A 19,820-nucleotide genomic window follows, 5' to 3' on the forward strand; every position below is an offset into this window, starting at 1 on the left:
AAGATTTCTGATATGAAGAATAAAATATCTGCACTTAAAGAAGATATAGAAAATATACTTATGGAGAGAATTACAGATAAGGAAAATCGTGAAGCCTATGACAATATGATAGCTAAACGAAAGAACGAGATTGAAAACCTTGCAAAGAAGATTGATTCAATAAAAAATCTTGATGAAACTGTCAAAAAAAGAAAGGCAGAAATTAAAAACAGCATAGATATACTAGACGGAATTATCAAGGATGGAGCCATAAGCAATGCGAATTTAAGATTGTTAATCAGCGAAATTATCATCCTCGAACAAGATAACGAGCTATCCATAGTAGTTGCAATGAAAGCACCATTTGGAGAATACTATGGAGAACTGTTTGATGAAGAAGGAAATATAGTCCTTGCACACAGCGGTGACTATAAGAGTATCGCATAAAAGAAAATCGGAACAGAGTATGAAATCTGTTCCGATTTTGGTGCGGATAACAGGACTTGAACCTGCATGAAATCGCTTTCACATGGACCTGAACCATGCGCGTCTGCCAATTCCGCCATATCCGCATATTAAGTTTTAACCTCATAATTTTTACACGGGAGAGGTAACCCAAGGAGGAGCAAAATCGCTTAATCTTCAAATATTAAACGGAAAAATCCGGTTTAATTTATTTAATCACCGAGGTGGCGTTGCCTGAAGCTAGCGCGTCTGCCAATTCCGCCATATCCGCAAATATATAAATTTAGATAGTTAACAAAAGCTTAGATGTGGCGTCTGCCAGCTACTCGCTTCGCTCCTACGCATAACTTCGACTATCCAAAACAAGTTTTGGAGTCTCAGTTAAATTCCGCCATATCCGCATATATTCATGCTGCTTTCTTTCGCAACAAAAACATTATAGCACAACTTTTTCAAAGAATCAAGAGTTTTTTTATTTTTTTTATAAAATTTAAGCGCAAATCCCTTTAAATTAAGAGAAACGAAGCCATAAGGTTAATTTTGAACAAAAAAAGTTAATTTTTCGCATTGATTACCCAAAATAACTATGATACAATAAACAAAAAAAGGAGGGTGACTGCAATGTATAAATTGCCCCAAGGCTACAGCGGAAAGCAAATCGCTTTCTTTGACAGCACTACAGATTATCCGAAATCCCAATTTTTCAAAAAAGAGGGCGTGCACACGGTGAACAGCCCGTTGGGGACATATTTAGAAACAGGAAGCGACCCATTGGGGCGCTTCGGCTACCGATTTCCGTTGCAAAATCCTCATAAACCGCACATGTTGGTGCTTCGGTATCCCGATGACAAACGCCGTCATATGCTGATTAACGACTGCTTTTCTTATGATTTGTCTACAGGCATCATCACGGGCGGAGAATACGAAATCACCAACTCTGTACAAACCCTTTACTACATTTTTTACAGCAGAACCAACGACATGACTTTGACGGTGACAAGTTGGGGCAAAGGTGAGCCTGCGGCAATCTTTGGCTTTGCGATTTACGAACTGGACGGATTGCCTGAAAAAAATGCGTTTGAATCCGAAATGCCTACGAGAAGATTCGGTATTCAGTATGAAGACCCCTGCGGTGCAATGGGCGACCTGGGCGCAACAACCTTTGCTGACTGGAGTGAAAACATCTTAAAATATGTAAGACACACCGGTCAGAACATGCTGGTGTACCCCATAAATTGGTATGCAGGGCCTTTATTTGCATGCAAATCTCAGCCTGCAGGACTCTGGCAATGGCTGACCCTGCCCGACCATTCCCAGTATACCGTAACCACCACAACTCCCGACGATTGGGTATCGCCGTTTTTAGATAAATGCGAAGAGGCGGGCGTTGATTTTGTAGGCGGAATGACTCTTTTAAGACTTGGCAACCTCTTAAAAAATATGAACATCGACTTAGATTCCATCATCGCAGGCGAAGATACTTATAACAACATGCGCTGCGATAACAAGGTTATGACCTCCTGCAATGACTGGACTGTACAGTATAATCCGCTAAACATTGAAAAACAGATTGCAGAGGGCAGAACAAGGTGGGATACCGCCGATTTTGACTATGTCTACGGGGAAAAGAGAGACAGCTTTGGCGGTGCATCCATGTTCAATCCCATCCACCCCGAGGTGCAAAGACAACTGATTGAATATTTCGAAGAAATCGGCGAAAAATACGGCAAAAAGAAAGCGTTTAAAGGTGTCTCGGTCAATATCTGGCACAGTACCTTGCTGTGGTTCAGCTCTTTAGCCCTTGGCTATGACGATTACACCGTAAATCTTTTTGAAAAGGAAACAGGTATAAAAGTGCCTTGCGACCCAAGCGCTCCAACCCGCTTTGAAAAACGTTACACCTATTTAACCCGCAGGAACAGACAACTCTGGATTTCCTGGCGTTGTCGGAAAATTCACGATTTACTTTTAAAGCTTCGGGACGCACTCAGGAAAACCAATCCCGATTTAACCCTTTACATCTGTGCCTGGAACGAGCCGGTCAAAAAAACCATGTTCGGACAGTTTAACGAATCCATGCAGTATCCCGTATTCTTATCCGAAACCGAATTTTTAAAAGAGGGCGGTATAGACCTTTCTCTGTTTGAAAGAGATCAAAACATTTCTTTTTCGATAGAGCAGAATCAGCACCGTGACCGGGGCTGGGACACCCGAGGTGCAACCATGCCTGTCGAAGAAAGTCGCTTTTTCCATGACGCATCCTATATGGATGCCTCCTGGCATGCACCTTTACGGAATTTACAGCAAAGCGGTGCGTTTGTAATGGACAGCTGGAACGAGGTGTGGGGCGAAAACATCTGTATGCACTATGACGAAAAAAAGCCCGGCATCACCGAAGCTATAAAAAAATTACCCTATGAAAACATCCATTATTATGAGCAAACCTTAAAAACGGCAGATGACGGCTACTGGTTTGAGTCTCAGCGCCAGATTACCGCCTGCTATCCGGTGGGCAGAAACTATTTAGAACCCTTTGCCCATGCTTTGGCAGAAACCGATGCACTGTATCTTTTGCGCGGTGGCTTGTATCTGGATAAAGTACATACCGAGCTGATTTCAGAATACACCTCGGTGTTTACCAAGTTGCCCGCGGTGAAATTTAACGACATACCGGGCACAAACGACCCGGTTACGGTACGAAGCCAAAATGTAAACGGCACGTTTTATGCCTACGCCGTAAACCGCGAGCCTTACGAAGTAAACGTAACCTTGAAATTGAAAAAGAATTGTGATATACTGGATTTAAAGGATGGCACGGTGCTTGCACAAAACGGCAACACCATAGCGCTTACTTTAAAACCCTTTGGTTTGTGTGCTGTAACGGCTTTGGGTGAAAACAGCGTGATATCTTATGATGCACCCATTCCCGAAGCGGAATGGAAAAAGGCTGAAGATCTATATCATGCACAGCTTAAAGCTTTCGGAAAACCTTTAGGTGTTGCAGGGCTTGACCAAATTAAGCAGGAAATGCAGGACGCATACCAAAACAGGAAAATTGCAAAGCTTCGTCACATTTTAAAATGCTATGTGTCGGAAAAAGCAAGGGAGAAATTTGATGAAAGAATTTATTCAGAACAATAAAGCACAGATGCTTAAAACCTTAGAAGAACTGTGTCACATTCCCGCACCCTCACACTATGAGCAGCAAAGAGCCGAATACTGCAAAAAATGGTTTGACAGCATCGGTGCGGCAGATGCGTACATGGATGAGGCACAAAATGTTGTGTTTCCGTTAAACTGCGAAAACAGCAACGACATCACCGTGTTTGTGGCACATACCGACACGGTTTTCCCCGATACCGAGCCAATGCCCTATACCGATGACGGTGAAAAAATCCATTGTCCCGGTGCGGCAGACGATACCGCAAGCGTGGCGGTGCTTCTGTATATGGCAAAGTATTTTGTCGAAAATAAAATTACCCCGAAGGAGGGCATTTTGTTTGTGTGCAATTCCTGCGAAGAGGGACTGGGTAATTTAAAAGGCACACGTCGAATTTTTGAGGATTTTAAAGGCAGAATCAAACAGTTTATTTCCTTTGACTGTCAGCTCAATGCGGTAAACGATGTGTGCGTCGGCTCGCATCGCTATGAAGTGGAAGTGAAAACCGAGGGCGGTCATTCCTTTGGCGCTTTCGGCAACCGCAACGCGATAGCAGAGTTAAGTAAAATCGTAAGTGAAATCTATAAGATAGAAGTGCCCCAAAAGCCCGGTACAAAAACTACCTATAACGTGGGCAGTATTTCGGGCGGCACCTCGGTAAACACCATCGCCCAGAGCGCAAAAATGCTTTGCGAATACCGCTCGGACGATTTTGAAAGCATGAACTGCATGCAAAAGAAGTTTGAAGCCATTTTTGAAAACGCCCGTTCCAATGAAGTGGACGTGCAGGTCAAAAAGATAGGGGACAGACCCTGCGGAAATACAGAACAAAGCAAAATAGACGACTTAAAAGAAGTGGCGATTCCCATTATTGAGGCGGTTATCGGTGAAAAGGTGATTTGTAAAAGCTCCTCTACCGACTGCAATATTCCGCTGTCACTGGGCATTCCTGCCCTTTGTGTGGGGGTAAACCGCTATGCAGGCATGCACACCCGTGAAGAATGGGTAGAAAAAGAATCCCTTATCCCGGGACTTGAAATCGCAATCCGCTTAGGGCTTGCGTTAACGGAGGAAAAATGAAGGTTATTGCACATATCAAAACCGATTTTAAAACCAAATTCGGATTGCCTCGGCAAAGCGGTTTAATTGATGCGGTAAAAGGAGAAATTATATTCGAACCGGAATACCGAAATGCGGATGCGTTCCGTGGCTTAGAAGAATTTTCGCATATCTGGCTTATCTGGCAATTTTCCGAGGCGGTGCGGGATACCTGGTCACCAACCGTCCGTCCGCCAAAGCTTGGGGGCAATACCCGTATGGGTGTATTTGCCACCCGTTCGCCCTTCCGCCCCAATCCCATCGGACTGTCTGCAGTTAAGCTTGAAAAAATTGAATTCACCAAAGAATACGGTCCTGTGCTGACCGTTTCGGGCTGTGATTTGGAGGATGGCACGCCTATCTATGATATCAAGCCCTATCTGGCGTATGCGGACAGTCGCCCTGATGCTAAAGGCGGTTTTACCGATACTTTAAATTTAAAACCCTTGCAGGTGAATTTTGCGGAACACACGGATGCGTTGTTAAACAAAACGCAAAAAGAAACCCTTGTAAGTGTTCTGGAACAAGACCCGAGACCCTCTTATCAGGAAGACCCCAATCGGGTATACGGCTTTTTGTTTGCCGACTTAGAAGTGTTTTTCAAAGTCGACCAAGACCTTGTTACCGTTACTGAAATTAAAAAAAAAGTGCTGAATTCGTAAAGAATTCAGCACTTTTTTTTACAGTATAACATAAAAGAATATACAGAAGAATTGTAAGATAGTACCTAAGAGCACAAATAAATGGAAAATGGAGTGCACATACAGCTTTTTGTTGCGCTTGCCCAAAGCATACAACACCGCACCCACCGTGTACGAAACACCGCCCAGAGCTAAAAACAGAATACCGCCTAACCCTAAGTACTGTGGCAACACATGAATACGCACAATAATGCACCAGCCCATAACCAGATAGCAAATCATAGATACCAGCTTGAATTTTTTAATATCAATGGAATTTAACGCAATGCCTAAGATTGCCATGCCCCAGATGATGCCGAAAATCAGCCAGCCCTCAACGGTGCTGTGTTGGCGGAGTGTCACTAAGCAAAACGGCGTATAAGAACCTGCAATCAGAAGAAAAATAGAGCAGTGGTCTAAAATCTGAAACACCTTTTTAGACGGTCGTTCCGGCTTTAAGCCGTGGTAAATGCTGGACATGGTATATAAAAGAATGATGGTAAAACCGTAAATGGCAGAGCTTACCACCGCATAGGCATCGTTGTAAATCGCGGCAAAAATCACGCAAAGGGAGAGGGCAACCACACCCAAAGCACCGCCTACAATGTGTGAGGTCATGTTGAAAATTTCTTCCCCACGGGTGTAAAAGGGCAAAATCCTGTCTTTTAATTTTGTTCTGAACATTTTTGTACTCCTTATGTAATTTCGAAAACCAGATAACGTAGTTTTAAGCATAATATATCTAATTCTTAATACTATATTACCACTAAAAAATAATTTTGTCAAGAGGTTGACAGATATTTCCCAAAATGATATGATTAACAAAAGAGAACTATAGTACATAGGATAATAACAGAGGTGATTTGAAAATGGGTGTTGTATGGATAACCGCATTAGGCGTTGGGGGCGCAACCATGGTGGGTGCCATCTTAGGTTTTTTTATCAAGAAAATTCCTCACCGCTTTAATGATATAATTTTAGGCTTTGCGGCAGGTGTCATGCTTTGTGCCGCGGTGTTTGGCTTAATTGCACCGGCTCTGGAAACAGGCGGCATACCCAATACGTTGCTTGTGTGTGTCGGCGTGATAGCAGGAGCATGGTTTTTAAGCCTGATTGACAAGTTCATTCCGCATCTGCATAAAATGGCAGGTGTGCCTGAAGGCAACCTTGAAAATAAAGAGCAACTAAACCGCGTATTGCTGTTTGTGCTTGCCATTGCCATTCATAACCTGCCCGAGGGCATTGCGGCAGGTGTCAGCTTCGGTACGGGCAATATTTCGGATGCATTAACGGTGGCAGGCGGTATTGCGTTGCAGAATATCCCCGAGGGTATGGTCATCATTTCGCCCATGCTGGCAGCCGGGGTGAGCAAATCCAAAACGCTCTACATCGCACTTCTTACAGGCGTGGTAGAGGTGTTAGGAACGTTCATCGGCTACTTTGCGGTGGAATTTTCGGGCGCAATCTTACCTTTTGCGTTAGCCTTTGCCGGGGGAACCATGCTGTATGTCATCAGCGATGAAATGATTCCCGAAACCCACGCCCACGGCTTTGAAAAGGGTGCAACCTATGCCCTTTTAATCGGCTTTTGCGTGATGCTGCTTTTAGATGCTTTAATCGGATAAAAAAATGAGCCATTCGGCTCATTTTTTTATTTCATTAAATTTTTAAGATAATCTACAGCAAAGCGGATATCCTGTTCAGGGGTTTCACCGCATTCGCGTTCGATGGTTAAAAAGCCCTTGTAGCCGATATCGGTCAGTGCATTTAAGTACTGCTTAAAGGGAACGGCACCTGTGCCTAACGGCACTTCTTCAAAATAACCGCCCTGCGCATATTCCTCGGGAATGGGATGTACGACATGGTAAATGTACTCGGGATTTGAGGGCTTTAAACGTACACCGTCCTTTGCATGGGTGTGTACAATATAGTCCTTTAAGGTATATACCGCCTGCACCGGATCGTCACCCGTTACCATAACCAGGTTTGCCGGGTCTAAGTTTACACCAACACCATGCGAATGCAGACCGTCTAAAAATTCCTTTAAAACAGCAGAGGTTTCAGGACCGGTTTCAATGGCAAAGTGCGAGCCCATGCTGTCTGCAAATTCAGCCAATTTAAAGCAGGCCTCCTGCATTTTGCCGTAACGGGGATTGGATTTATCGGTAGGCACTACACCAATATGTGTGGTTACAATGTCGCATTCTAAACGCTTAGCCAGCTCCATAATGCGCATGGAGGTTTCAATGTTTTCGGCATCCTGTTCCTTGCCGAAGCCCATGCCTAAGTCCCCGCAGATTGCGGAAAACTGAAGACCGTTGGATTTCACAATGTCCAGCATCTCTTTTTCTTTTTCGGCAGTCATGTTGGCAGGCGCAAATTCGCCTTTTGTGCAGTAGGTTTGTAAGCCCTGCACACCCATAGCTGCTGCTTTTTCTACTGCGGTCTTAAAATCTGTACGGAAAGAGTCGGTAATCACACCAATCGGAAAATTAAACATATCAATCTACCTCATTTCTCATATCTATACTCTAATTATAAAGAAAACGCAGTCAAAAGTATATATAAATTCGGACACACAATCTTTGAATTCGGACACCTTCGGAAATACTGTCCTGCACGACTCTCGGCAAAGGAGAGTCTTCCCTGTGTAAGGGAAGGTGGCATGCGCAGCATGAAGGAAGGGTCGCGCATTTCGGGTGGCTTCGGTGTTCTGCATCCCTTGGCGCTCAAACATAAAAAGAACACCACCCAACAGGGTGGTGTTCTTTTTATGGCTTTCACGTTCATAATAGATGCAACAGATTTTAGCTAAATTTTGCAACAAGTTGCAAAGCGAAATTATTGCTTCGCAATAGCTAAATTGTTTTTTCAAAACAGCTAAATTAAATTCGCTTTTTAGCTGACGATGAGTCAATTTAGCTACGAAGTAATTTAGCGTGCATTAGCACGTTTAGCTCGCGGAACACGAATTTATCTAAAAAAAAGACATTATTCATTTTCGAATAATGTCTTTTTTTTTCTGGCGGAGAGAAAGGGATTCGAACCCTTGAGACGCTATCAACGCCTACACGATTTCCAATCGTGCGCCTTCGACCAGCTCAGCCATCTCTCCGTACAATCGACTTGATTATTATACAACAACTTTTTTAAAAAATCAAGTCTTTTTTTAAAAAATATTGAAAAATTTGTGAAAAGGGTTGACTTTATCCTTTTTCGTGATAAAATAGTATTAGCACTCAGGACATGAGAGTGCTAATTTTAGAATAACGAAGGTGAAATATTATGGCAAAAAAACAGTTTAAATCCGAGTCCAAGCGTTTGCTGGACCTTATGATTAACTCCATTTACACCCACAAGGAAATTTTCCTGCGCGAGCTGATTTCCAATGCAAGCGATGCCATTGACAAATACTATTATCTCTCTCTGGCAGACGAAAATGTATCCTTTGAACGGGAAAATTTTTACATCCGTCTGACCGCGGACAAGGAAAACCGTAAGCTCATTTTAGAAGATACCGGTATCGGCATGACCAAAGAAGAGCTGGAAGAAAACTTGGGTACCATCGCAAAAAGCGGTTCATTTGCCTTTAAAAATGAAAACGAAGCCAAGGAAGATGTGGACATCATCGGTCAGTTTGGCGTAGGCTTTTATTCAGCATTCATGGTAGCCGAAAAGGTAGAAGTGGTTTCTAAAAAATTCGATAGCGAAGAAGCTTATAAATGGACATCCACCGGTGCAGATGGCTATACGGTAACCGATGCAACCAAGGAAAAAAGCGGTACCACCATTACTTTGTACTTAAAGCCCGACACCGATGACGAAAAATACAGTGAATTTTTGGATGAATATCGCATCAAAGGCTTAATCCGCAAATATTCCGACTATATCAAATATCCCATTAAAATGGATGTAACCAAGAAAAAGTTAAAAGAGGGTTCGGAAAACGAGTACGAGGATTACACCGAAGAAGAAACCTTAAACAGCATGACGCCTCTCTGGCGCAAAAACAAGTCCGAGCTGACAAGTGACGATTACAATGCGTTCTATAAGGAAAAATTCTTTGATTTTGAAGACCCACTCCGTACCTTGCATACCTCGGCAGACGGCATGGTCAGCTACACCGCTTTGTTGTATATCCCCAAGCGCCCACCCTTTGACTATTACACCAAGGACTTCAAAAAAGGCTTGTCTCTCTACACCAACGGTGTTATGATTATGGATAAGTGCGAGGATTTACTGCCCGACTATTTTGCTTTTGTAAAGGGCTTGGTGGATTCTGCGGACCTGTCTTTAAACATTTCCCGTGAAATTTTGCAGCATGACCGCCAGTTAAAGGTAATCGGCAACAGTTTGAAGAAAAAAATCAAGGCTGAGCTGCTTTCTATGCAGAAAAATGATAGAGAAAGCTACGAAACCTTCTATCAGGCATTCGGCAGACAGTTAAAGTTTGGTCTTTATGACAACTACGGTGCAGAAAAGGATTTCTTAAAGGATTTGATTCTGTTCGTATCCTCCAAGGAAAAGAAATATGTGACTTTAGAAGAATATGTGGCAAACATGCAGGAAGACCAGAAATACATCTACTATGCCTGCGCAGAAACGGTAGACAAGGCAGACTTACTGCCCCAGACCGAAAGCTTAAAAGAACAGGGCATCGAAATTCTGTATTTTACAGAGGATGTGGACGAATTTGCAGTTAAAATGCTCATGTCTTTTAACGAAAAGGAATTTAAATCGGTATCCGAAGCGGATGCAGGTGAAACCGCTGAAATCAAAGAAGAAAACAAGCCCTTATTTGATTTCTTAACCGAAAGCTTAAAAGAAAAAGTAAAGGCAGTTAAGCCGTCATCCAAATTAAAATCCCACCCGGTTTGCCTCTCCAGCGAGGGTGCACTGTCCCTGGATATGGAAAAAACCTTAAACACCATGCCGGGCGACCAAAAGGTAAAGGCAGAACGAATTTTGGAAATCAACACCGACCACAAAATTTTTGCAAAAATGCAATCCCTTTTTGATGCGGATCAGGACAAATTAAAGAGCCTTGCATCGGTGCTTTACGACACCGCCCTTTTAATCGAGGGTATGCCCATCGAAAGCCCCGTGGCATTTTCCAATGCACTCTGTGAATTGTTAGACTAATTTAAAAGACAAGCCATGCGGCTTGTCTTTTTTTGTCATTGACGGGAATTCTGTTTTATGATACAATAAAAGTACAAAAGAAAAGGAGAATATTATGAAAAAGTTACTGATTATCTGTATGCTTACAGCATTGCTTTTCACAAGCGCATGCGGTAAAAACGAAACCGAAACAACAGCAAAGGAAGAACAGCCTGCAAAAACCGAGCAGGAAGCAGAGCAATCAAGCCCTTTTTATGAAAAAATGCTGGCAAACACCCGCCCCTTTGCGGTTATGATTGATAACGACGACCACAACTCACGTCCGCAAATTGGTTTAGAGTCTGCCTACATGGTTTATGAAATGGTGGTAGAGGGCAAAGCCACCCGTTTCATGGCACTTTTCAAAGATATAAATGAAATGGAAAAAATCGGACCTATCCGTTCTTCCCGTCATTACTTTTTAGACTATGCCTTGGAAAATGATGCCGTTTATGTGCATGCAGGCTGGTCCGACCGTGCCGCGGCAGAAATTACCTCCAGAGGCGTGAACAATATCAACGGCTTGTATGAGAATTCTACTTTCTATCGGGACAACACCTACGACAATACCTGGCACAACCTCTACTTAAATCCGCAAAAATGCAGTACCCTGGCAGACAACAAGGGCTACAGACGTACAACCGATGTAAAAGGTCTTTCCTACAACAAAACCGACAAAACACCCGAGGGCGAAAAGGCAGAAAGCCTCTTTATCCCTTATGTGGATTTTTATGAAGTGGAATACAAATACAATGCCGAAACCAAGCTTTACGACCGCTATATCAACGGCAAGCCTCACGAATCCCAGACAGGCAACGGCTTGACAACCAAAAACATTCTCGTGTATTCGGTAGAAGATGTGCCCTTAAACGACGGTATTTACGCACCCCGCCGTGACCTTAAAAACCTCGGAAACGGCAAAGGCTACTACCTCTCTGAGGGTGTGGCACAGCCCATCACCTGGGAAAAAGAAACCCATGACGGCAAAACAGTGTATAAAACACAAGACGGGGCTGACCTTACCGTAAACCCCGGCAACACATTTGTTCAGCTTGTACCTACCTATGCAGAATATACTCTGAATTAACCTTTTGGGTATGGTTTTTTGACTGCGGTCAAACCTAAAATATAATCAGTAGAAACATTGTAAAAGGCGGCAAGCTTGATTAAAACGTCGATGGGCAATTGCCGCTGTTCATTCTCGTACTGGGAATAGGTATTTTGTTTGATGTGCAGATGGTCTGCAAGGATTTCTTGCTTTAAATCAGAATCCTCGCGCAGTTCCTTTAATCTCATAATTACGCCGCCTTTTTTCTTTCATTATACCTAATCACAAATTGAGATATTGACATTTATCTCAATTTGTGATAAAATTATTTGAAAAGACAGGAGGAGATACTATGAAAAAATTTTTGATGTGCTTGAGTGTATTTTTACTGTTTGGCTGTTTAACGGCAGCGGCAAAGACGGGTGACATCAACGGCAACATCTATTCTACCGATATCAAAGCGGTCATCAATGGGGTAGAAGTGCCTTCCTACGCCATTGACGGCAAAACGGTTGTAGTGGTAGAAGAAATCACCGACCAGTACCAGTACAGCAATGAAGTACGAAGCCTGACCTTCAACGACCTTGCGCCTGCCTCTTTAAAACCGGGACAAAACACCCAAACTACACCCACCGGAACGGTTTTAGGCAATACCTATGAAACCGATATCAAGGTTTATTTAAACGGAAGAGACTTGCCTGCCTATGCCATTGACGGCAAAATGGCAGTAGCAATTGAAGATATGGGCGGCGACCAGGTCTTTAATCATGTGGGCGGTAAATACATCTGGGATCCCGACACCCGAACCATTTCATTAGAATATATCTATTACCGCGACCTGAAAGACGTTTTAAACGAAAAGCATCTGGTCTTGTATATCACCCAGGATGAAAAGGGCGATTTGCAGGCGAATTTTGTAGCCGAGCCAATCCGCTACGGCTATGTGCATGTCAATAAGCCCGATTTACTGGATAAAGAACCCAAGCCCGTTTATTTCTACGGGGAAGTGATTGGCTATATGTTTGAGCCGTATCAGGCCCTTTTAGACGTGGTAAACGGCAAAGAGAATTTCTGGTTCTATCCGCGTCATATGTTCTCTTATTATTATGATGAACGGGTTGCCGAAATTTTAAAGGATGTTCAGCCTATTCAGCCCACGGCTGACCAATGGCGTGACTACATACCCACCACAGCCTCCAGCATTATCGAAGAATTTGAAACAGAAGAATATGTGTTCTGGTATCTGGTGCATCCCTTGCCCATGGGCGGGATTCAGGATTTCTGGCGTGTAGATAAAAAGACAGGTGAACGTATTGTCTACGGCACAGATTTTGAATCGGTCAGCTATTACGGTACAAAGCGTTTTGACAATGTCGTGATTGACCGGGAAAACGAAATCGTTACTTTCCGCTATGATAAAGACTATCAGATTGACTTGAAAACCGGTGCAATGACACCGCTTCAATAGGAGGAAACCATGACAGCAGATATGCATACCCATTCCAGTCACTCCCAGGATTCAACTTGCCCCATGGAGGAAATGTGCCTTGCACAAATTAAAAAGGGAACAAATGTTATGGCGGTGACCGACCATTTTAATACCCGATTCCCCACAACAGATGATTTTCTGACCATTCGCCAAAGCTTTGAAGAAGCAGAAAATATGCAGAAAAAATTCGGTAACCAAATCACGGTTTTAAAGGGGATTGAAATCGGCGAAGCCTTTTGGGATGAAGAAAAGGCAAAAAAAGCACTGTCTATGTTGCCTTATGACGTGGTCATCGGCTCGGTGCACATGATTCGGGGCGAGGGTGCTTATTCTCCAAAGGATTTCGGCAAGCTTTCGGATAAAGAGCTTCAGGATTGGCTAAAAGTCTATTTTTCGGATATGCTTGTTATGCTGGAAAAAACGGATTTTGATATCCTTGCCCATTTAACCTGCCCCATTCGTTACATCACGGGCAAATTTGGCAGGCAGATGGATTTGAAGTTATACCAAGAGGCAATCACCGAAATATTAAAGCAAACCATAAAAAAGGAAAAGGCGTTGGAAATCAACACCTCTGCCTTCTTCATGATTCATGATTTTATGCCCGACAAAGAGATTATAAAGCAGTATTACGATATGGGCGGACGGCTGATTACCTTAGGCTCGGATGCACACGTTTCTGAAAACGCTTCCACCCACTTTGACGAGGCCAAAGCTTTTTTAAAGAAAATTGGTTTTACGCAGGCGTATTACTACCAAAACCGCACCCCTATAGGGTATGCGCTTTAAGAAAGGAATACTTATATGGTATACGGTGCTATTGATAAAAAGAGCGAAACGGGCTATACCTATTTAAAGAAAATATTTCGTGCCATGAACGGCAAGCAAAAAGAATATAACTGGCTGATTACAAATCAGGACTGCTATCCGAAAGATATGGAAATGTGGCGGTTTTTCAATAACCGCGACTATCTTTGGATTTCAGGCGAGGAACTGTCAGAAATCATTGAGCAGGACGATTTTCAGTGGGTCTGGGGTATGCTGTGCGGCTTTGACCAGTCGGTTTCCTTAGAGCAGGCATTGCAACATGGCTTGCCGCAGGAAGCGGATTATGAGCACTATTTTGAAAAACCGCTTCGTATGCAGTTTCCCTTTTCGCAAACCGAGATTGTACCCTTTGACAGCACCTATGTCCTGTTTTTAAGCCGGCACAAAGAGCAGGTGGAAAGCTTTAGGAAAAATTATCCCAACAGCACCAATTTGGCTGAATATTGTGGCAGATAACAAAACCCCCGACATCGTCGGGGGTTTTGTGATACTTATTTAATCCAACTCAATGGCGCCGGTATACAGCTGATAATATTTTCCTTTTTGTTCAAGCAATTCCTCATGGGTGCCCCGTTCGATGATTTCGCCCTGCTCTAATACCATAATGGCATCTGCGTTGCGGACGGTTGATAACCGATGCGCAATTACAAAAGTGGTACGGTTTTTCATCAAGCGATCCATGCCGTGTTCAATATGCCGTTCGGTACGGGTATCAACCGAGCTTGTTGCCTCATCCAGTACTAAGATTGGTGCATGGCTGATGGCAGCTCGAGCAATGTTTAAAAGCTGTCGCTGTCCCTGGGAAAGGTTTGCACCGTCGCCCTCCAAGCGCGTATTATAGCCGTCAGACAAACGCAGAATAAAGCTGTGTGCGCTGGCGGTTTTTGCCGCCTGAATCACTTCTTCGTCGGTGGCATCCGGTCTGCCGTAACGGATGTTTTCCATCACCGTACCGCTGAACAGATGGGTGTCCTGTAAAACCATCGCAATGTTACGCCGCAGAAAATCCCGTTTTAAACGGTATATAGACGTGCCGTCAATTAAAATGTCTCCGTCGTCAATATCATAAAAACGGTTTAAGAGGTTTGTTATGGTGGTCTTGCCTGCGCCGGTCGAGCCAACGAACGCAATCTTCTGACCGGGCTGTGCCACAAGGGAGATATCCTTTAATACCTGCTTATCCAATGTGTAACCAAACGAAACATTTTTAAGCTCTACCTTGCCCAGAATTTCTTTTTGGTCGATGGCGGTCAATAAATCCGCAGATTCAGGCTCTGCATCCATCACATGGAACACACGCTCTGCCCCTGCCAATGCCGAAAAGAGGGAAGCGGTCTGCATGGAAATTTCGTTAATGGGACGCGCAAAATGTCGGGAAAAGTTCAAAAACACCGTCAGCTTACCCACCGTAAATTTCCCGAGTACACACAAAATACCGCCAAGCCCTGCCGATAAAGCATAGGTAATCTGGCTTAAATTTCCCATAATGGGACCCATAATGCCCCCAAAGAACTGGGCATACACCTGCTTGTCGCGCAAATCCCGGTTCAAAAGCTCAAACTCTGCCTTTGCTTCTTCCTCGTGGCAGAACACTTTAACAACCTTCTGTCCCGTAACCGTTTCTTCAATGTAGCCGTTTACCGCCCCCAGCGCCGCCTGCTGTGCGCTGTAGTATTTGCGGCTGCGCTTGGCAATAAATCCGCTCGACTTTACATAAAGGGGCAAAAATGCAATCACAATCAGGCTGAGCCACACATTGGTATACAGCATCAGTGCCAGCGTACCCACTAAGGTCACAGACCCCGAAATCACGCTCACTAAGCTGTGATCCAGCATCACACCAATGTTGTCTATGTCGTTGGTAAACCGACTCATAATATCCCCGGTGTTTTCGTTGTCATGAAAACGTAAGGGGAGCTTTTCAACCTTTGTAAACAAATCCTTTCTGATGCTTGCAATGGTGTTTTGCGAGATGTGTGCCATAAGTCTGCTTTGCAGATAGGTAAACACAATGCCTGCGAGATAAAAAACAGCAAGCACCGCCAGAATTCCTGCTAAAGCCCTGGGACTGAACGGCTTGCCGTTCACCATCGCAATGAAATTATCAATAATCGGACCTAACATAAAGGAAGAGGCAAGGGAGGATGCCGTGGTTAAAAATACGCATAATATGGCAAAAATCAGATGTGCCCGATAGGGAGCTAAATAGCCAAACATCCGTTTTATAATGTTTTTGGTGTCTTTTGGCTTTCCGGTTGCCATACCGCCCCTCGGACCGCCGGGTCCTCTGCCCGGACCGCGCATCCCGGGATTTGGCGTTTTTGCGGAAGAGCGACTGTAGCGTTGTTTTAAGGTTTCAAGATTTCTTGCTGCCATTATTTTGTACCCCCTTCCATCTGAGATGCATAAATTTCGTTATATGCCTCGTTGGATTGGAGCAATTCCTCATGGGTACCTATACCCGAAATGGCACCGTCATCCATGACCACGATTTTGTCTGCTTCCATAACCGAGGAGATGCGCTGGGCAATGATGATTTTGGTAGAATCCTTCAGCGCACCCGTAAAGGCTTCGCGGATTTTGGTTTCGGTGGCAGTATCCACTGCCGAGGTGGAATCGTCTAAGATCAAAATTTTTGGTTTTTTCAAGAGTGCGCGGGCAATACAAAGACGTTGCTTCTGTCCGCCCGAAACGTTTGAGCCACCCTGTTCTAAAACCGAATCGTACCCGTCTTTAAAATGGCTTATAAATTCGTGTGCCTGCGCCTGCTCCGAAACGGCTGTAATTTCTTCTTCAGTGGCATTTTCTGCACCCCATAAAAGGTTTTCGCGAATAGAGCCGGAAAACAGCACATTTTTCTGCAACACCATGCCCACACCGTTTCGTAAATTTTCTAAGCTGTACTCTTTAACATTCACACCGTCCACCAGAACCTCGCCTGCATCAGCATCGTAAAGACGGGGAATCATGGAAACTAAAGTGGTCTTTCCTGCACCGGTCGAACCAATAATGCCCACCGTCTGTCCCGGTTCAATAACAAGATTGATGTTTTCCAGAACCTTGCCCTCGGAATTTTTGTAGTAGCGGAAATCCACATTTCTAAATTCCACGCTTCCGTCTGTTACTTTTTTGTCCTTTTTCGTGGCATGATCGTCATTTAAGTCTACCTTTTCTTCCATAACCTCCTTAATGCGCTTTGCGGATGCCAACGCACGGGAAGAGGTCATAAACATCATGGAAACCATCATCAACGACATTAAAATTTGTGTAATGTAAGTGATAAATGCCGATAAATCGCCTACGGGCATGCCGTCGAAAGCAACCATGTTGCCCCCGAACCACAAAACCGCAATGGATGAAAAATTCATAAACAGCATCATCAGGGGCATCATGGTAATCATGTTGCGGATTGCCTTTAACCCCGACTGCTTTAAATCCTCGTTGGCACTTTCAAATTTGTCCTGCTCAAAATCCTCACGCACAAAGGATTTGACCACACGGATGTTGGTTAAGTTTTCCTGGATGGTGGTGTTTAAGGTATCCAGCTTTGTCTGCATGGCCTGAAACAGCGGAAATCCGCGCCGTATAATAAAAAACTGAATCAAAAGCATGCTCGGAATGGTGATGGCAAGCACCAAAGCCAGATCCGGCCGAAGCTTGATTGCCATAATCAGTGCACCAATCAGCATGCCGGGCGAGCGCAGAAACATACGAAGAAGCATATTCACAAAATTCTGAAGCTGGGTAATGTCGTTGGTCATGCGGGTAACCAAAGAGCCGGTGGAAAAGCGGTCAATGTTTGCAAAGGAAAAGGTCTGGATTTTTGAAAATACATCCTTTCTTAAATCTGCCGCAAAATTCACCGATGCCTTTGCCCCGAAATACGCACCGCCTACACCGCCGGTCATCATCAGAACCGCACAAAGAATCATTAAAAGAGCCGCCACAATGATGTAAGCGATGTTTTGTTGTTCCACACCCTGATTGATGATGTGTGCCATGCCAAGGGGCATTAAAATTTCCCCGATAACCTCTACAATCATGCAAAGAGGCCCCAAAATAAAATAATTTTTGTAGGGCTTAACATAGTTTGACCATTTCAAATTGCCGTTATCTCCTTTCCGTCTAAAACCGCCTTTGTCAGCTTGTCACCCTCATAGCTTAAGGAAAGCGTAAAAAAGGGCGAGCCGGGATTTTGAATCAGTTCTAAGAAAATTTTGTCTCCCTCCCATAGGGTAAGGGATAAAAGTTTATCTTTGTCAATCCATTCCAATGTGCCCTCATCGCAGTCGGTGCGGATTTGTCCCTCAAAACCGTCTGCAGTATACAGATGCATCACCTCGTAAATGGGCGTGTCGGGGCAAAAATGCACAACACCGCGATAGCGGTAGCGTGTAAGGGTAAGGCCCGTTTCTTCTTTCGACTCCCGAAGCAGACATTGCTCTGCCGTTTCGTTTTGCTCAAACTTTCCGCCAATGCCGATCCACTTGTCGCGGTTGATGTCTTTTTCTTTTTTGATTCGATGCAACATCAGATATTGATTGTCTTTTTCAATATAGCAAAGGGTCGTTTCAATCATATAAACACCTCATTTTAAATCTTACCTTACAGTATAACACACATTTGTGAAAAATGCATGAAAAACAGCAAAAAATAAAGGGGATAGGAAAAAATGTTTGGAATAAACGAACAGAGCCGATGCTTGTGGCATCGGGGCACCCGAAGCTGTATATAAATACTGCGAGGGCTCGGTTCGTTTATAGCAAAAACGCATTTATCAAAAGAAAACACGCAAAAAAACTGCGTGTTTTCTTCATTTTGTGTCTTTCTTGTGGATTTGTACAAACTTTGTTTGCCTTTATACTCGCGTTTTTGCGGTCCGGACTTTTTTTACATTCCCTTAAATGAATGGTCGTCTGTCTAAGACTAATTTTAAAGGCTTTGTGGTTTCAATGGTACCGGGAAGTGCGGAAGACAGCTCTGCTAAAGTGCAGGTTGCCGCAAACAGCGAATGCATATCGTTAAAGCCCTCATCCTTTTCGTAATCACAAGAGAGCATAAAATCCAAAAATTCCTTTTCGAATTTTAATAATGTCTGCCTGCATTCTTCAAAACGGTGATGACATTGGCGCATAGCGCGGGTGATGCAGTACACAAAATCCATCTCCAAAAACTCGCACCGCCTGCCGAAATTTTTAAAATAATGATTCAATTCTCCGCTCAAATACTGCTCTAAGCAGGTGTCAATCATTTTTTCGGGATATATAATGGCTCTTTTGTGGTTTTCCATGTTGAAAAGATAGTGGAACGCACCGCCCAAAACCTTGTGTGTTAAAGATTCGGGCAGGGTTGTAAACCCTTTTCTCCACATACCCGTAATCGGGTCTGCATTGTCATCCAGCCACTTAAAATAGGCACGAATCCACTCAATATCTGCCTCGTCCGAAAGAAGCATCACCACATAAATGCCTGCCCCGATGTGCGAATCCCGCCAGGGCGCATCCTCCCACCGCAGGCTGTCTAACAGCTTATAAAGCTCGTTTTTGTCTTTGTATTTGAGCACTTCAGTCGGGCGGTAGAGCGGTTTTGCATCAAAAAGCTCTAACGCCGCCATGCAATGTGCGGTGGTGTGCAGGGTGTGATGCGTGCTTTCTGCATACATTCCTGTTTCTGGGTTTTGCATACCTTGTAAAACCGATACCCACTCTGCCCGCTCCTTCGGGTCTTGGGGGAAATATCCGATTTGATAAAGAATATTTGCCGCATCTGCAACCCCGTATTCATTTAAACCCAGCTGTCTTGGCTTTTCGGCGCTTTCCCACAGCCATCTTTGATACTGTCCCGGTTTCCCTAAGTTATGCTTTTCAACCGTCTTTTTAATTTGGAGAACCAGTTCATCTAAGTTTCGCATTT

Annotated in this window: 18 protein-coding genes and 2 tRNA genes; 11 read left to right on the forward strand and 9 right to left on the reverse strand. The window is 43.9% G+C overall.

Annotated features, from left to right (window positions below):
• Positions 1 to 426 (forward strand): hypothetical protein (locus IJE10_10415; protein MBQ2968518.1); only part of this gene is annotated, 426 nt, incomplete at its 5' end.
• Positions 427 to 464: 38 nt separating this feature from the next.
• Here the strand turns inward: IJE10_10415 and IJE10_10420 are convergent.
• Positions 465 to 551, reverse strand: a tRNA-Leu gene (locus tag IJE10_10420).
• A 514-nt stretch (positions 552 to 1,065) separates the two neighbouring features.
• Between IJE10_10420 and IJE10_10425 the strand changes: the two genes are divergently transcribed.
• The 3 genes from IJE10_10425 to tsaA are packed head-to-tail and all read left to right on the forward strand — an operon-like array spanning position 1,066 to position 5,364.
• Positions 1,066 to 3,585, forward strand: coding sequence for a hypothetical protein (locus IJE10_10425; GenBank protein ID MBQ2968519.1), 2,520 nt, complete (start codon positions 1,066 to 1,068; stop codon positions 3,583 to 3,585).
• Positions 3,560 to 4,684, forward strand: coding sequence for a M20/M25/M40 family metallo-hydrolase (locus IJE10_10430; GenBank protein ID MBQ2968520.1), 1,125 nt, complete (start codon positions 3,560 to 3,562; stop codon positions 4,682 to 4,684). The genes IJE10_10425 and IJE10_10430 overlap by 26 nt, the downstream gene beginning before the upstream one ends.
• Complete coding sequence (gene tsaA, locus IJE10_10435) at positions 4,681 to 5,364, forward strand: tRNA (N6-threonylcarbamoyladenosine(37)-N6)-methyltransferase TrmO (protein ID MBQ2968521.1); 684 nt, start codon at positions 4,681 to 4,683, stop codon at positions 5,362 to 5,364. The genes IJE10_10430 and tsaA overlap by 4 nt, the downstream gene beginning before the upstream one ends.
• A gap of 18 nt (positions 5,365 to 5,382) precedes the next feature.
• Here tsaA and IJE10_10440 read toward each other — a convergent pair whose 3' ends face one another.
• A complete protein-coding gene (locus IJE10_10440) occupies positions 5,383 to 6,066 on the reverse strand; it encodes a hemolysin III family protein (GenBank protein ID MBQ2968522.1) in 684 nt (227 codons plus the stop codon).
• Between the two features lie 185 nt (positions 6,067 to 6,251).
• Between IJE10_10440 and IJE10_10445 the strand changes: the two genes are divergently transcribed.
• Positions 6,252 to 7,007: a ZIP family metal transporter gene (locus IJE10_10445; GenBank protein ID MBQ2968523.1), complete on the forward strand. Its 756-nt coding sequence runs from the start codon at positions 6,252 to 6,254 to the stop codon at positions 7,005 to 7,007.
• Between the two features lie 26 nt (positions 7,008 to 7,033).
• Here the strand turns inward: IJE10_10445 and IJE10_10450 are convergent, their stop codons facing one another.
• Complete coding sequence (locus IJE10_10450; GenBank protein MBQ2968524.1) at positions 7,034 to 7,882, reverse strand: sugar phosphate isomerase/epimerase; 849 nt, start codon at positions 7,880 to 7,882, stop codon at positions 7,034 to 7,036.
• Between the two features lie 174 nt (positions 7,883 to 8,056).
• Here IJE10_10450 and IJE10_10455 point away from each other — a divergent pair, with 174 nt between their 5' ends.
• The gene (locus tag IJE10_10455; GenBank protein ID MBQ2968525.1) at positions 8,057 to 8,197 is read left to right on the forward strand and encodes a hypothetical protein; all 141 of its coding nucleotides are present in this window, start codon (positions 8,057 to 8,059) and stop codon (positions 8,195 to 8,197) included.
• A gap of 208 nt (positions 8,198 to 8,405) precedes the next feature.
• Here the strand turns inward: IJE10_10455 and IJE10_10460 are convergent.
• Positions 8,406 to 8,497 (reverse strand) — tRNA-Ser (locus IJE10_10460).
• A 170-nt stretch (positions 8,498 to 8,667) separates the two neighbouring features.
• Between IJE10_10460 and htpG the strand changes: the two genes are divergently transcribed.
• Positions 8,668 to 10,524, forward strand: coding sequence for a molecular chaperone HtpG (gene htpG / locus IJE10_10465; protein ID MBQ2968526.1), 1,857 nt, complete (start codon positions 8,668 to 8,670; stop codon positions 10,522 to 10,524).
• Positions 10,525 to 10,618: 94 nt separating this feature from the next.
• A complete protein-coding gene (locus IJE10_10470) occupies positions 10,619 to 11,629 on the forward strand; it encodes a DUF3048 domain-containing protein (protein ID MBQ2968527.1) in 1,011 nt (336 codons plus the stop codon).
• On the opposite strand, the gene IJE10_10475 is transcribed toward IJE10_10470, so the two are convergent.
• On the reverse strand, positions 11,626 to 11,838 hold the full coding sequence (locus IJE10_10475) for a helix-turn-helix transcriptional regulator (protein MBQ2968528.1): 213 nt from the start codon (positions 11,836 to 11,838) through the stop codon (positions 11,626 to 11,628). The two genes, IJE10_10470 and IJE10_10475, sit on opposite strands and share 4 nt — an antisense overlap.
• Positions 11,839 to 11,942: 104 nt before the next feature.
• Between IJE10_10475 and IJE10_10480 the strand changes: the two genes are divergently transcribed.
• The 3 genes from IJE10_10480 to IJE10_10490 are packed head-to-tail and all read left to right on the forward strand — an operon-like array spanning position 11,943 to position 14,363.
• Positions 11,943 to 13,058 carry a hypothetical protein gene (locus IJE10_10480; protein ID MBQ2968529.1) on the forward strand — a complete coding sequence of 372 codons (1,116 nt, stop codon included), beginning with the start codon at positions 11,943 to 11,945 and terminating at the stop codon, positions 13,056 to 13,058.
• A gap of 9 nt (positions 13,059 to 13,067) precedes the next feature.
• Positions 13,068 to 13,868 carry a histidinol-phosphatase HisJ family protein gene (locus IJE10_10485; GenBank protein MBQ2968530.1) on the forward strand — a complete coding sequence of 267 codons (801 nt, stop codon included), beginning with the start codon at positions 13,068 to 13,070 and terminating at the stop codon, positions 13,866 to 13,868.
• Between the two features lie 15 nt (positions 13,869 to 13,883).
• Positions 13,884 to 14,363 carry a hypothetical protein gene (locus IJE10_10490; protein ID MBQ2968531.1) on the forward strand — a complete coding sequence of 160 codons (480 nt, stop codon included), beginning with the start codon at positions 13,884 to 13,886 and terminating at the stop codon, positions 14,361 to 14,363.
• 39 nt (positions 14,364 to 14,402) lie between these two features.
• On the opposite strand, the gene IJE10_10495 is transcribed toward IJE10_10490, so the two are convergent.
• The 4 genes from IJE10_10495 to IJE10_10510 all read right to left on the reverse strand — a co-directional run bounded on the left by IJE10_10495 (position 14,403) and on the right by IJE10_10510 (position 19,818).
• Positions 14,403 to 16,283 carry an ABC transporter ATP-binding protein gene (locus IJE10_10495; protein MBQ2968532.1) on the reverse strand — a complete coding sequence of 627 codons (1,881 nt, stop codon included), beginning with the start codon at positions 16,281 to 16,283 and terminating at the stop codon, positions 14,403 to 14,405.
• Complete coding sequence (locus IJE10_10500) at positions 16,283 to 17,950, reverse strand: ABC transporter ATP-binding protein (protein ID MBQ2968533.1); 1,668 nt, start codon at positions 17,948 to 17,950, stop codon at positions 16,283 to 16,285. Before IJE10_10500 ends, IJE10_10495 begins: the two co-directional genes overlap by 1 nt.
• 56 nt (positions 17,951 to 18,006) lie before the next feature.
• Positions 18,007 to 18,486 carry an 8-oxo-dGTP diphosphatase gene (locus tag IJE10_10505; GenBank protein MBQ2968534.1) on the reverse strand — a complete coding sequence of 160 codons (480 nt, stop codon included), beginning with the start codon at positions 18,484 to 18,486 and terminating at the stop codon, positions 18,007 to 18,009.
• Between the two features lie 321 nt (positions 18,487 to 18,807).
• Complete coding sequence (locus tag IJE10_10510) at positions 18,808 to 19,818, reverse strand: hypothetical protein (GenBank protein MBQ2968535.1); 1,011 nt, start codon at positions 19,816 to 19,818, stop codon at positions 18,808 to 18,810.
• Positions 19,819 to 19,820 lie beyond the last annotated feature (2 nt).

It is taken from the genome of Clostridia bacterium (assembly GCA_017410375.1).
Lineage (GTDB): Bacteria > Bacillota > Clostridia > RGIG6154 > RGIG6154 > RGIG6154.

Excerpts from the sequence above, each read along its gene's own strand:
- IJE10_10440 (MBQ2968522.1), bottom strand. The coding sequence starts at position 6,066 with ATGTTCAGAACAAAATTAAAAGACAGGATTTTGCCCTTTTACACCCGT.
- IJE10_10480 (MBQ2968529.1), top strand. The coding sequence starts at position 11,943 with ATGAAAAAATTTTTGATGTGCTTGAGTGTATTTTTACTGTTTGGCTGT.
- IJE10_10445 (MBQ2968523.1), top strand. The coding sequence starts at position 6,252 with ATGGGTGTTGTATGGATAACCGCATTAGGCGTTGGGGGCGCAACCATG.
- tsaA (MBQ2968521.1), top strand. The coding sequence starts at position 4,681 with ATGAAGGTTATTGCACATATCAAAACCGATTTTAAAACCAAATTCGGA.
- IJE10_10505 (MBQ2968534.1), bottom strand. The coding sequence starts at position 18,486 with ATGATTGAAACGACCCTTTGCTATATTGAAAAAGACAATCAATATCTG.
- IJE10_10425 (MBQ2968519.1), top strand. The coding sequence starts at position 1,066 with ATGTATAAATTGCCCCAAGGCTACAGCGGAAAGCAAATCGCTTTCTTT.
- IJE10_10470 (MBQ2968527.1), top strand. The coding sequence starts at position 10,619 with ATGAAAAAGTTACTGATTATCTGTATGCTTACAGCATTGCTTTTCACA.
- IJE10_10495 (MBQ2968532.1), bottom strand. The coding sequence starts at position 16,283 with ATGGCAGCAAGAAATCTTGAAACCTTAAAACAACGCTACAGTCGCTCT.
- IJE10_10430 (MBQ2968520.1), top strand. The coding sequence starts at position 3,560 with ATGAAAGAATTTATTCAGAACAATAAAGCACAGATGCTTAAAACCTTA.
- IJE10_10510 (MBQ2968535.1), bottom strand. The coding sequence starts at position 19,818 with ATGCGAAACTTAGATGAACTGGTTCTCCAAATTAAAAAGACGGTTGAA.
- IJE10_10485 (MBQ2968530.1), top strand. The coding sequence starts at position 13,068 with ATGACAGCAGATATGCATACCCATTCCAGTCACTCCCAGGATTCAACT.
- IJE10_10500 (MBQ2968533.1), bottom strand. The coding sequence starts at position 17,950 with ATGATTGTAGAGGTTATCGGGGAAATTTTAATGCCCCTTGGCATGGCA.
- IJE10_10450 (MBQ2968524.1), bottom strand. The coding sequence starts at position 7,882 with ATGTTTAATTTTCCGATTGGTGTGATTACCGACTCTTTCCGTACAGAT.
- IJE10_10455 (MBQ2968525.1), top strand. The coding sequence starts at position 8,057 with ATGAAGGAAGGGTCGCGCATTTCGGGTGGCTTCGGTGTTCTGCATCCC.
- IJE10_10475 (MBQ2968528.1), bottom strand. The coding sequence starts at position 11,838 with ATGAGATTAAAGGAACTGCGCGAGGATTCTGATTTAAAGCAAGAAATC.
- IJE10_10490 (MBQ2968531.1), top strand. The coding sequence starts at position 13,884 with ATGGTATACGGTGCTATTGATAAAAAGAGCGAAACGGGCTATACCTAT.
- htpG (MBQ2968526.1), top strand. The coding sequence starts at position 8,668 with ATGGCAAAAAAACAGTTTAAATCCGAGTCCAAGCGTTTGCTGGACCTT.